Source organism: Cryocola sp. 340MFSha3.1 (assembly GCF_000383315.1).
In the GTDB taxonomy this organism is placed as follows: Bacteria; Actinomycetota; Actinomycetes; order Actinomycetales; family Microbacteriaceae; genus Leifsonia.
This window is the reverse complement of record NZ_KB911088.1, coordinates 1,198,629-1,212,478: the sequence shown is the minus strand read 5'-3', so window position 1 is coordinate 1,212,478 and position 13,850 is coordinate 1,198,629. Positions and strand designations below refer to the sequence as shown.

The window sequence follows — 13,850 nt, the reverse complement described above, 5'->3', positions numbered from 1 at the left end:
CACTAACAGCTCCTGAGTTTTTCGCACGAATGGATGGTCAGAGCGCGAAAAACTCAGGAGCCGTGAGCTGAGGGGCGCGACATCTCAGGCGCGCGCCACGATGTGGAAGACGTGCCAGTGCTTCGGGCCCTCGAAGGACATGCCACGGCGGTCGTCCTCCACCAGCTGCACCACGTCCATCCCGGCGAGCATCCCCTCCACCTGGGATCGATCGTGGAAGCTCATCCCTGACCGGCCGGCCCACTCGTCGTGCGGGCCGAACAGCTCCCCCGCGAACACCCCGCCGGGCCGCAGGGCCTCGCGGATGTCGGCCCACAGGTACGGGAAGTGCGACTCGTCGCAGAACGGCAGCGCGAAGCCCGCATAGACGAGGTCCGCGGGCGGCAGCTCCCCCAGCGTCTCGAACGACGCGCGCCGCACCTCCACCCCCTCGGATGCCTCCCCTGACAGTCCCGAGCGCACGCGCTCCTCGACGCCCGGGTCCGCATCCACCGCCAGCACGCGCCACCCGTGCTCGGCCAGATGACGCGTCTCGACGCCGTCGCCGCAGCCGAGATCGACCGCGTCGCCCGGCTCTCCGTCCCACGCGACGAGGGCGCTCTGGAAGGTCGGCCGCACGCCGCGTCCGCCCTGCTTCTCGTAGAACTGCGACCAGTCGAACGCCATGTCGCCGAGCCTACGCGGAGCGCGGCACGGCCGGGCCAGCCACACGCAGCTGTCTTTCGAGTCACCGGGCGCCGCCCTAGCTTGTCAGGCAGGCGGCCACCGGCGCTCTCTCGCAGCTTCGGTCGGGGGCGGAGCGCCGGAAGGAAGTTCACATGCGTCAGCGGAAACCGAGCGTCCGACGAGCGATCGTGGCCACCGTCGCCATCCTGGGCCTGACGGTGACCGGCATCAGCGTCGGCATCCCGGCGCCTCGCGCCGCAGCGACGACCGCGGGCACTCCGGGCACTCCGCAACCGCCGACCGCCCTGTTCACCGAAGACTTCTCCGGCCAGAACGCCGCATCCACCGCGATCAAGATCACGTCGTACCAGGGCACTCCCGGCAGCACATACGTCCCCGGCGTCTCGGGCGCGAACTCCGAGACGTACTACGCCGACCCGCGCTGGGCGGACGGCCTGTACTGCAACGGCTACATCGTGAACGGCTCGACGACCCCGGCGCCGCCCGGCTGGAACTCGGGATGCCCGATCTCGGGCGTGCAGATCCTCGCCAACGCGATGGGCCAGTACCAGGGCTACTCGACGGCGGCGGCGGCCCAGAACCAGGCGGTCACGGCGTACACCGCGAGCGGCACCGTCCCGGGCATCCAACTGAGGACGAACACGGCCATCCCCGCGGTTCCCGGCCACTTCTACCAGGTGACGTCGATCGTCGCCGCGACCAACTGCGTCGCGAACAGCTCCGGGAACCCGGCCGAGACGCTGTCGCTGTTCATCAACGGGGTCAAGAACGTGCTGGCGTCGCAGCTCGATCCCTGCAACTACCCCGGCGCCGTCCAGTACGGCTCGGGACCCTTCGGACCCACCATGGTCGCCGGCCTCACCTCGGCGGCGATCAAGGTGCCGAGCACGGGGACGCCGACCGTCGGCATGCAGCTCGAGAACCAGAGCGCGGTGGTCGCCGGCAACGACGGCGCGTTCGATCTCCCGCAGATCCTGGATGTGACCCCGCAGCTGGACAAGGCGTTCAGCCCGGCGACCATCGCCTCCGGCCAGACCTCGACGCTGAGCTTCACGATCACCAACACCTCCGAGCTCGCGGCGAAGAACGGCTGGTCGTTCCACGACGACCTCCCCGCCGGGGTGACGGCCACCGGGGTGAACGCGACGACCTGCTCCAACGGAACCGTCACCGCCGCGGCCGGATCGACTTCGGTCGTCGTCGCGAACGGCACCCTCACCCAGGGCCAGAACGCCTGCACCGTGACCGTGCAGGTGACCGCGACGGTGCCGGGCACCTACACGAACGGTCCGGGCAACTTCCCCGAGGGGACGGCCGGACTCGACGGGCTGAACCCGCCGGCCGACACCCCGCTGACGGTGACACCGCCCGCCTCGCTGCTCGTCACCAAGGCGTCGTCCACGACCGCGATCACGCGGGTCGGGCAGGTGGTGACGTACAAGTTCGTGGTCACGAACCGGTCGCAGGTGACCCTGCACGGCATCTCGGTGGTGGATGCGCAGACCCCGCCCGCCTCGCAAGCGAACCTCTCCGCGATCCTCTGCGAGACGCAGACTCTGGCGCCGCAGGCATCCACCACCTGCACCGCGCGCTACACCGTGACGCAGGCGGACCTCGACAACGGCTCCGTGCACGACACCGCGACCGCGAGCGGTCTCGACCCGGGCGGGGCGACCGTCACCGCGCCGCCGGCCACTCTCACCATCACGAGCGCCCGCCCGGCGATCTCGGTGGTCAAGTCGACGACGACCACGCTGGCGAGCTCGGTCGGCCAGCAGATCCCCTACCGATTCCTCGTGACGAACACCGGAAACGTGACCTTGTTCGGCGTCGTGGTCACCGACACCCCGACCGCTCCGGCGTCGTCCGCGAACCTGTCGGCGATCACCTGTCCGAACCCGGCTCTCGCGCCGGGCGAGTCGCAGTCGTGCACCGGCACGTACACCGCGACCCTCGCGGACCTGCAGAACGGCACGCTCGCGGACTCCGCGACGGCATCCGGCACCCCGGAGGGTGGGACCGCGGTGACCTCCGCGCCGTCCGACCTGTCCATCCCGACCCAGCTCCCCGGTTCGCTGACCATCCGGAAGGCGACGACGACGGCCGCGGTGACGGCGATCGGCCAGGTCATCCCCTACACCTTCCTGGTGACCAACAACTCCACCGTCGTCGTCAACAACGTGGTCGTCACCGACACCGTCGAGGCGCCATCGCTGCCGGCCAATCTGACCACCCCGAGCTGCCCGCAGACGACGCTGGCGCCGGGCGCGTCGACCACGTGCACGGCGTCATACCGCGTCACGTCCGCCGATGTGAACGCCGGGGTCGTCGCCGACCACGCCCGCGCGTCCGGGACCGATCCCGGCGGCAACCCGGTGCTCTCCTCGCCGTCGCGCGTCGAGCTGTTCTCCCCCGTCTCCGCACTGACGATCGTGAAATCCACCACCGCGACCTCGGTGTCGGCCGTGGGTCAGCTGGTCCCGTACGCGTTCCTCGTCACGAACACCGGAAACCAGGTGCTCACCAACGTGGCCGTCACCGACACCCAGGTGCCTCCCGCCTCGCAGGCGAACCTGTCGGCGGTCTCGTGCCCGCAGACCACCCTCAACCCCGGCGCGTCGATGTCGTGCACAGGGACGTACCAGGTGACGGCGGCCGACCTCGGCAACGGGTCGGTGAACGATTTCGCGACCGCATCCGGCCGTAATCCGGCGGGGGCCACCGTCACCTCCCCTCAGTCGGCCGCATCGGTCAACGCGACGCCCGCGGCCCTGACCATGGTCAAGGCCTCGTCGACCAACTCCTTCAACGCCGTCGGTCAACCGGTGCGATACACGTTCACCGTCACCAACAACTCGTCGACCACATACCGGAACATCACCATCCAGGACACCCAGGTCGCGCCGGCCACGCAGAGCCGGCTGTCGCTCATCACCTGCGACCGCACCACCCTCGCGCCCAGCCAGGTGGCGGTCTGCTCGGCCACCTACTCGGTGACCGCGGCCGACATCACGAACGGATGGCTCAGCGACTTCGCGACAGCGACCGGAGTGGATGTGGCCAGCAACACCTACACGACCGCGCGGTCGAGCACGATCATCCCGGCCTTCCAATCGCCCGCCATCACCGTGACCAAGACGTCGACCGTGACCCGGATCACGGCGCTCGGCCAGGAGGTGCCGTACGTCTTCACCGTCCGCAACACCGGAAACGTGGACGTGACCGACGTCACCGTCACCGACACCCAGACGCCGCCGGCCACCCCGGCGAACATGAGCGCCGTGACGTGTCCGCCGGGTGCGCTCGCGCCGGGCGACACCGTCGACTGCACCGGCACGTACACGGTCACGCAGGCGGACCTCGACCACGGCCTCGTCACCGACACCGCGACAGCGCGCGCGACCGACCCGACCGGGAACCGGGTGGATGCGCCCGAGACCCGGCTCCGCATCACCGCCAACCCGGCGCTCACCATCGAGAAGTCGTCGACCACCACGCTCATCACCGCCATCGGCCAGCAGGTGCCGTACGAGTTCCTGGTGACGAACATCCGGACGACACCGGTCTCGAACGTGCGGGTGGACGACACGCAGATCTTCCCGTCGAGCCAGGCGGGGATGTCCGCGATCGTCTGCGACGACGTCACGCTCGCGCCCGGCGCTTCCACGCTCTGCCACGGCACCTACACCGCGACCGCCGCCGACATCGCCAACGGCGCGGTCGACGACTCGGCCGTGGCGGAGGGCACCGACTCGAACGGCCTGCCGCTGCCGCCGTCCGAGCCGTCCGAGCTCGCCATCCCCGCGCAGCAGTCCCCCGAGCTGACGGTCGCGAAGTCGTCCAGCACCTCGGTGATCACCGCGGTCGGCCAGACCCTCACGTACCGCTTCCTCATCACGAACACCGGAAATGTCCGCATCGACGGCGTCGACGTGGAAGATGTGCAGCTGCCGCCCGCGCAGCAGGGCGACCTCTCGCCGATCGCCTGCCCGTACCCGTCGCTCGAACCCGGCCAGTCGCAGACCTGTACCGCCACCTACACCGTGAGCCAGGCCGACGTCGCCAACGGCTCGGTCGCCGACTTCGCGGTCGCCACCGGAACGACGCCGGGCGGCGTCGCCGTGCGGTCGACGCCCGACGCCCTCAGCATCCCGGCGCCCTCCACACCGCCGGCGATCTCCATCGTGAAGTCCTCGTCGTCGCAGGGCGTGAGCACCCTGAACGAACAGATCCCGTACAGCTTCGAGGTGACCAACAACTCCGCGGTCACCCTCACCGAGGTACGGGTGACCGACACGCAGGCGCCGCCGGCGTCGCAGTCGAACCTGTCGTCCGTCACCTGTCCGTCCACGACTCTCGCGGCCGGTGCGTCGATGACGTGCACGGCCACCTATACGACCACCCAGCCCGATTTCGACCACGGACGGATCGACGACTCGGCCGTGGCGACCGGACGCGACCCGGGTGGCACGGTCGTGCAGTCGTCGCCCTCGACGTTCGTGGTGCTGGTCGACCCGGTCGACAACAGCCTGACGATCGACAAGCGCTCCACCACCACCACGATCACGCAGGTCGGCCAGCAGGTTCCGTACCAGTTCGTCGTCACCAACACCGGCACCCAGACCATCACCGCGCTGTCGGTGACTGATGTGGTCGCCTCGCCGTCGGCGCAGTCCAACCTCAGCGCGGTGACCTGCCCGACCGCTCCGTTGGCACCCAACGCCACGGCGACCTGTACGGCCACGTACACGACCACCGAGGCGGACCTCAACAACGGGTCGGTGAACGACTCCGCGACCGCGCACGGGACGACACCGGCCGGGCTGCCCATCCACTCGGGCGAGGATGCGCTGAGCATCCCCACGGTCGCCGCGCCGGCCATCACCCTGGTGAAGTCGTCGACGACGACCGCCGTGGTGCGTGCCGGACAGCAGATCCCGTACCGGTTCCTGGTCAACAACACGGGCAACGTGACTCTCGCGAACGTGGCCGTGACCGACACGGTCGCGCCGCCCTCCCTCCCCGGCGGCCTGACCGCCGTGACCTGCCCGACGACGACGGTTCCGCCCGCCGGGACGGTGACCTGCACCGCGACGTACACGGTCACCCAGGCGGACATCGACCACGGCACGGTGAACGACACCGCCACCGCGAGCGGCACCCGGCCGGCCACCCCGGGAAACCCGAACCCGGCACCCACGACCTCCGGCCCCTCGACCGTCTCCCTCCCGGTGGACTACCAGGCCGAGCTGACCATCCTGAAGTCCTCGGCCGCACCCGGCGTGACGCGTGCCGGTGAGACCATCCCGTACACGTTCCTGGTCACCAACACCGGCAACCTGTCGATCTCCGACATCCAGGTCACCGACACGGTCACCGCACCGTCGGACCCCGCGAACCTGACCCCGGTGGTCTGTCCCGTCACGGTGCTGGCGCCGGGAGCCTCCACGACGTGCACGGCGAGCTACACCACCACCCAAGCGGATGTGGACAGCGGCCAGGTGCACGACACCGCCATCGCATCGGGACGGCCCGCCCCGAGCCCCGGCGACCCGACCCCCGGGCCGGTCGTCTCGACCGGATCGCAGGTGACCCTGCTCGTCGCCTCCGACCCGGCGCTGACCGTGGTGAAGTCCTCCCCGCAGACGGCGAACCCGCCGACGGCGGCGGGCCAGCAGATCCAGTACGAGTTCCTGGTCGAGAACACCGGAAACGAGACCCTGGCGGACGTGACGGTCGAGGATGTGCAGGTGGCGCCGGCGACCCAGGCCAACCTCTCGCCGGTGACCTGCCCGACGGGTCCGATCGCGCCGGGCGCCCGGATCACCTGCACCGCGACGTACACCGTCACCCAGGCGGACGTCGACAACGGCGCCATCACCGACCAGGCGACCGCCTCCGGTCAGCCGCCGACGACGCCGCAGAACCCGAACCCTCCCCGGATCACCTCGCCGCAGGCGACGCTCACCGTCTCCGCCGCTCCCGCACCCGCGATCACCGTGACCAAGTCCTCTCCGACGGCGACGGTCACGCGGCCCGGCCAGGTGGTGCCGTACGCGTTCCTGGTGACGAACAGCGGAAACGTCACCCTCTCGGGGATCGCCATCGACGACCAGGTCGCCGCCCCATCCTCTCCGGCTAACCTCTCCGCGATCAGCTGCCCGCAGACCACACTCGCACCGCAGGCCACGACGATCTGCACGGCGACCTACACGGTGACGCAGGCGGACGTGGACAACGGATCCGTCGTCGACAGCGCCACCGCGTCCGGTCTGCCGCCCGCGACCCCCGGCGACCCGAACCCGCCCGCCGTCGTCTCGCCCGTCTCCACCGTCACCATCGACGCGGACCGGGTCACCGGGATCACCGTCGTGAAGAGCTCCACGACCACCGCGGTCGCGCAGGCCGGGCAGCAGGTGCCGTATGAGTTCCTCGTCACGAACACCGGAACAGTCACCCTGTCGGGGATCGTCGTGAACGACCAGGTCGCCACGCCCTCCGATCCCGCCAACCTGTCGGCGGTCACCTGCCCGCAGACGGCGCTGGCGCCGGCCGCGACGATGACCTGCACCGCCACCTACACCGTGACCCAGGCGGATGTGGACAGCGGCTCGGTCAGCGACAGCGCGACCGCCTCTGGAACGCCGCCGGCCACACCGACCGACCCCACGCCTCCCCCGGTCGGCTCGCCCATCTCCACGGTGACCCTCGCTGTGGCCGACCAGCCCGCGCTCACCGTGGCCAAATCGTCCACCACGCCGGCGATCACGCAGGTCGGGCAGGTCGTGCCGTTCGCCTTCCTCGTGACCAACACCGGAAACGTCACCCTCACCGGCATCACCGTCGACGACCAGGTCGCGGCGCCCTCCGACCCGGCGAACCTTTCCGCTGTCTCATGTCCGGTGACCACGCTCGCGCCGACCACGACGACCACGTGTACGGCGACGTACACGGTGACCCAAGCGGATGTCGACAGCGGTGCGGTCGCGGACAGCGCGACGGCCTCCGGCACACCTCCCGCGACTCCGTCCGATCCGAACCCGCCGACGGTCGGCTCGCCCAACGACACGCTCACGATCGCGGTCACGCAGGCTCCGGCGCTGACAGTGGCGAAGTCGTCCACCACGACCGCGGTGACGCAGGTGGGCCAGGTCGTGCCCTACGAGTTCCTGATCACCAACACCGGCAACGTCACGCTGAGTGGCATCACCGTCGACGACCAGGTCGCCGCCCCGTCCGACCCCGCGAACCTGTCCGCGATCGACTGCCCGGTCACCACGCTGGCGCCGACCGCGACGACCACCTGCACCGGGACGTACACCGTCACCCAGGCGGATGTCGACAACGGAGCCGTCACCGACAACGCCGCCACCTCCGGCACTCCGCCCTCCACGCCGACCGACCCAACGCCTCCCCCGGTCGACTCACCCGTCGACACGCTCACGATCGCCGTGACACCGGCGCCGGCGCTTACGGTCGCCAAGTCGTCCACGACGGCGACCGTCAGTCAAGTCGGCCAGGTCGTGCCCTACGAGTTCCTCGTCACGAACACCGGAAACGTGACGCTGAGCGGCATCACGGTCGACGACCAGGTCGCTGCCCCGTCCGACCCGGCGAACCTGTCCGCGATCGACTGCCCGGTGACCACGCTGGCGCCGGCCGCCACCACCACGTGTACGGCGACGTACACCGTGACCCAAGCGGATGTGGACAACGGCTCGGTCGCGGACAGCGCGACAGCCTCCGGCACCCCGCCTGCGACTCCGGCCGACCCGAACCCGCCGACGGTCGGCTCGCCCGTCGACACGCTCACGATCGCCGTGACCCAGTCGACGGGAGTCACCATCGTCAAGAGCTCCACGACCACCGCGATCACGCAGGTCGGACAGGTCGTGCCGTACGAGTTCCTGATCACCAACACCGGCAACGTCACCCTCACCGGCATCACCGTCGACGACCAGGTCGCCGCCCCTTCCGACCCGGCGAACCTGTCGGCAATCGACTGCCCTGCCACAACGCTCGCGCCGACCGCGACGACCACGTGTACGGCGACGTACACCGTAACCCAAGCGGATGTGGACAACGGCTCGGTCGCGGACAGCGCGACAGCCTCCGGCACACCGCCCGCGACTCCGGCCGACCCCACGCCTCCGCCGGTCGACTCGCCCGTCTCCACCGTGACCATCAGCGTCACCGGCCAGCCCGCGCTCACCGTCACCAAGTCGTCCCCGCAGTCGGCGACCCCGCCGACCGCCGCGGGAGCCGTGATCACGTACGACTTCCTGGTGCGCAACACCGGAAACGTGACGCTCACCGACATCCAGGTGGACGACATCCAAGACGCCCCCGCCAGCCAGAGCAGCCTCTCGCCTGTGACGTGCCTGCCCGGCGCGCTTGCGCCCGGCGCCCAGGTCACCTGCACCGCGACGTACACCGTCACCCAGGCGGACGTCGACCACGGCAGCATCACCGACCGCGCCACCGCGTCCGGCCGGCCGCCCGCCACCCCCGCCGACCCGACGCCGCCGCGCGTTGCGTCGCCCGCGAGCACCCTCAGCATCCCGTCGCCGGCGACACCGTCGCTGACCGTGACGAAGTCGTCCACCACCACCGCCGTCACGCAGGTCGGGCAGCGGGTGCCATACGACTTCCTGGTCACGAACAGCGGCACCAGCACGCTGACCGCCGTGACAGTCGTCGATCAGGTCTCGGCGCCCTCCGATCCGGCCAACCTTACGGCCGTCGAGTGCCCGCAGGACACGCTCGTCCCCGCCCAGACCATGACGTGCACCGCCACCTACACCGTCACCCAGGCGGATGTGGACAACGGCTCGGTCGCTGACACGGCCACGGCGAGCGGAACGCCGCCTGCCACACCGGGCGACCCCAACCCGCCCGCCGTGTCGTCGCCGGACTCGACGGTGACGATCGCGGTCGACCAGACGCCCGGCCTCAGCGTGCAGAAGTCCACGACCGCGACCGCTGTCACGCGGGCCGGCCAACAGGTCGCGTACACATTCCTCGTCACGAACACCGGAAACGTCGCCCTGACCGGCGTGACAGTAGCCGACCAGGTCGCAGCTCCCTCCGATCCCGCGAACCTGTCGGCCGTCGATTGCCCACAGAGCACGCTCGCGCCCGCCCAGACGATGACGTGCACCGCCACCTACACGGTCACGCAGGCGGACGTGGACAACGGCTCGGTCACCGACACCGCGACCGCGACCGGCACCCCTCCGGCCACGCCGACCGACCCCACGCCGCCGCCCATCGCGTCGCCGCCGTCCACGGTCACCCTGGCCGCGACCCCCGCACCCGGTCTGACCGTCGATAAGACCACCGAGACCGGAGCCGTGACCATGGCCGGGCAGCAGGTCGTCTTCCAGTTCGCCGTTCAGAACACCGGAAACGTCACCCTCGACGGGATCGTCGTCACCGACACCGTCGCCGCCCCCTCCGACCAGGCGAACCTCTCGCCCGTCTCCTGTCCGGCCGCCGTCCTCGCACCGGGAGAGCGGATGACGTGCACCGCCACCTACACCGTCACCGCCGCGGACATGATGCTCGCGACGTCGATCAGCGACACCGCGGTCGCGACCGGAATCGGGCCGGACGGCGCCCGTGTCGGCTCGCCGGAGTCCACCCTGGCCCTGCCCGTGCGCGCGATCGCACACCTCCCCATCGTGACCGGCTGAGCGCATCCCACCGAGCGTCGTCCGCACTGGCTAAGATCGGCGGGTGCAGTCCGCGCCCCCGCCCCCTCGCGTCGCCGTGCTCGGCCCGGTGCTGGTGGAGGACCGCGCCGGCGCGCTGGCGGAGCCCGCCGGTGTGCTCGGCAAGAGCCTGATCGTGGCTCTGGTGCTCGCACGCGGCGTCGCGACGGTCCCGTCCCTCGTCGAGGATCTCTGGGATGACGCCCCGCCCCGGCAGGAGCGCGCGGCGTTGCAGACCCTCGTCTCGCGCGTGCGGACGACCAGCGCCGACGGTCTGCTGGAGTCCACGCCGAGCGGCTACACGCTCGCGGTCGCGCCCGAGCAGACCGACCTCGGGCTCGCCCGTCACTGCCTCGACCGCGCCACCGCCGCCCTGCGCTCGGGCGACACCGCCTCCGCGATCGCCGAGACGACGCGCGCGCTCCGGCTGTGGCGCGGCGAACCCGGCGCCGAGCTGGGCAGCTCGCCGCTCGCCGACGAACTGCAGCGCACCGCCGCCTCCCTCCGCGACGAGCTGCTGCTCCTGCGCGCCCGCGCCCGGCGTGCGGCCGGCGATCCGACCTCCGCCCTCGACGACCTCCGACCGCTCCTCGAGAGCCGCCCGCTCGACGAAACCCTGCGGCTGGAGCAGCTGCGGGCCCTCGCCGACGCAGGCCGGCGCAGCGAGGCGCTGCTGGCGTTCGCCGAGCTGAAGGAGGCGCTCCTCGACCGGCTCGGCACCCGCCCCGGCCCCGAACTCGTCGCCCTCAACGCCGAGCTGCTCGCCGCCGACGAGGACGAGCGACCCAGCACTCCGCGCCGCGTCCGGATCGGGCTCCGCACCGCGCCGAACGCGCTGGTCGGCCGCGAGTACGACCTTCAAGCCCTCGAAGACCTCATCGCCACCTCCCGGCTGACGACCATCCTCGGCGCCGGCGGCCTCGGAAAGACCCGTCTGGCGCAGGAGGTGGGCAATCGCGCCGTGCACACCCCCGCCGTCATCGTGGTCGAGCTGGCGAGCGTCCGGTCGGGCGAGGATGTGGAGCTCGCGTTCGCGTCGACCCTCGGCATCCGTGAGGCCCGGGCGACGCGGGCAGCCGACCCCGGCTCGCAGCTCGACCTGCGGTCGCGCATCCTCGGCCTGCTCTCCGAACGCGAGACCCTGCTCATCGTCGACAACTGCGAGCACATCGTGGATGCGGCGGCAGCGTACGTGCAGGACATCCTCGACTCCACCACCAACGTCCGCGTGCTGGCCACCAGCCGCGCTCCGCTCGCGATCGGCGCCGAGCGCGTGTACCCGCTCGACTCGCTCAAGAGCACCGACCGGGACGCGGCGCACACGTCGGGTGCCCGGGCCGCATCCAGCTCGTCCGCCGCCGACGCCTACGGCCCGGCCGTCGCCCTGTTCGTCGAGCGCGCCCGCGCCGCACGACCCGGAGCCGTGCTGCCCCTCGACGTCGTGGCCCGGCTCTGCGACCGGCTGGACGGCCTCCCGCTCGCCATCGAGCTCGCCGCCGCACGCACCCGATCCCTGTCGGTGGATGAGATCGAGCGCCGTCTCGGCAATCGCTTCGCCCTGCTCACCGGCGGCGAGCGCACCGCCCCGGAGCGGCACCGCACCCTCTTCGCCGTCATCGAATGGAGCTGGAACCTGCTCAGCACGTCGGAGCAGGCGCTGCTGCGGCGGCTGTCGCGCTTCCCCGACGGCTTCAGCGCCGAGGCCGCGGAGGCCGTCGCCGGCTCCGGCGCCGTGACCGTGCTGGACGATCTGGACGCCCTCGTCGCGCAGTCGCTGGTGACCGTGACCGAGGACCGCAGCACCGGACTCCTCCGCTACCGGATGCTGGAGACCGTCCGCGAGTTCGGCGACCACGAGCTGGTCGGCGCCCGCGAGGAGGACGCCGTGCTCGTCGGGATGGACGCGTGGGCCGTGGCGTTCTGCCGCGAGACGCTGTCGCGGATGCACGGCCCGCAGCAGGTGCCGACCTTCCAGCGCGTGACCGCCGAGCAGGACAACCTCGTCACCGTGCTGCGCTCGGCGATCGACGGCGGACGGCGCGACACCGCCGCGGTGGTCTTCGCCACGCTCGCCTACTACTGGTCGCTCCGTAGTGCGCACTCTGAGGTGCTCGGCTTCGGCTCGGCGATCATGGACCTGCTGCACGGGTGGGAGCCGGAGGGCGAGCTCCGCGAGGCGGTCGCCGCGACCTACACCATCGTGGGCGGCACCTTCCTGTTCGTCGACCTGCGCACCTCCGCCCGGGCGATCTCTCGGCTGCGCAGGCTCCGTCGCCGCCGGCCGTTCGCCGACTCCCGGCTGGATGCGATGGCCGCACTCGTTCTGCACGCCGGCCGGGCCGACACCGGCCTGGATCTGCTGCGCACCTACTCCGACTCGGACGATCCCGAGCGCGCGGCCATCGGCAACCTGCTGCTCGCGCAGCTGCACGAGAACTCCGGCGAGCTGGATCAGGCGCTCGAGCGCGCAACGCGCGGGTGGGAGGCTGCCCAGGCCGCCGGGGACGCCTGGTCGCTGGCGTCCGCCGCCCAGGCCATTGCGCAGTGCCACAGCCAGCTCGCGCATCCCGCCGAGGCCCTGGAGTGGGCACAGCGCGCCCACGACCAGATGTCGCAGCTGCAGGCCGACGGCGACCTCCGCCAGCTCGACTGGCTGATCGCGATGAACGCCATTGCGAACGGCGAGACCGACCGCGGGCGCACCCTGCTGGAGCGGTACCTCGCCGTCGAGATCGACCGCACCGGCTTCGACTACGCCGACTACTACGCGATCGGCTACGCCGGGATGGCGGAGATCGCGGTGGCGGAGGGCGACCTGCCCGAGGCGTTGCGGCTCTACGACGAGGCGCTCGCGGCGTTCGGCGGCGCGCCCACCACCGGCGAGCGCATCCTCAACCCGTGGACGATCGTGCTGGGGGCGGCGGCGCTGGTCGTGCGGCTGCGCGTGCTCGCCGCGGACCCGACCGTCGTCGACGCCGCGGAGACGGACGCGGCCGCCGCGGCACTGCGCACGCGCATCCTGGTCACCTCCCGCCTCAACCCGCCGTCGCTCGACCGGCCGGTTACCGGGTCCGGTCTGTCCGGATTCGCCGTGTGGATGCTCGACCCGCGGACGGCCGAGCGGCATCCCGACGGCTGGGTGGATGCGGGGCTGACGCTGTTCGCACTCTCCGGGCGCGCGAACGCCCGGCAGGACGTGGCGAGCCTGCACCAGGACGCGCTTGCGGACCGGATCGCGGAGACGTGGGGGCGCGAGCGCCTACAGGCTGCGGCCGCGTCCGTGGCGGCCGTCCCGCCCGCCGAGGCCGTCGTGCGCGGCCTGGCGCTGCTCTCCGACGTGCGCCCCTGACCCGGCCCCGCGTCCTTCCCTCCCGTCCCGTCCGCCCCCTCCCATGCCTCCGTGGGTCGCAACACGCCGTTATACGCGCGCCATAACGGCGTGTTGCGACC

At 71.4% G+C, this 13,850-nt stretch carries 3 protein-coding genes; 2 read left to right on the top strand and 1 reads right to left on the bottom strand.

The window, feature by feature from the left end; genetic code table 11:
- Positions 1-84 precede the first annotated feature (84 nt).
- Positions 85-666 (bottom strand): class I SAM-dependent methyltransferase, encoded by a 582-nt coding sequence (locus H284_RS0116900; protein ID WP_020077158.1) that lies wholly within the window; start codon positions 664-666, stop codon positions 85-87.
- Between the two features lie 152 nt (positions 667-818).
- Here H284_RS0116900 and H284_RS0116895 point away from each other — a divergent pair, with 152 nt between their 5' ends.
- Both H284_RS0116895 and H284_RS0116890 read left to right on the top strand, forming a co-directional pair.
- Positions 819-10,382 (top strand): CLIPPER-2 domain-containing protein, encoded by a 9,564-nt coding sequence (locus H284_RS0116895; RefSeq protein ID WP_020077157.1) that lies wholly within the window; start codon positions 819-821, stop codon positions 10,380-10,382.
- Between the two features lie 43 nt (positions 10,383-10,425).
- Positions 10,426-13,749: an ATP-binding protein gene (locus H284_RS0116890; RefSeq protein WP_020077156.1), complete on the top strand. Its 3,324-nt coding sequence runs from the start codon at positions 10,426-10,428 to the stop codon at positions 13,747-13,749.
- Positions 13,750-13,850 lie beyond the last annotated feature (101 nt).

Coding starts and splice junctions, on each gene's coding strand:
- H284_RS0116895 (WP_020077157.1), top strand. CDS start 819: ATGCGTCAGCGGAAACCGAGCGTCCGACGAGCGATCGTGGCCACCGTC.
- H284_RS0116900 (WP_020077158.1), bottom strand. CDS start 666: ATGGCGTTCGACTGGTCGCAGTTCTACGAGAAGCAGGGCGGACGCGGC.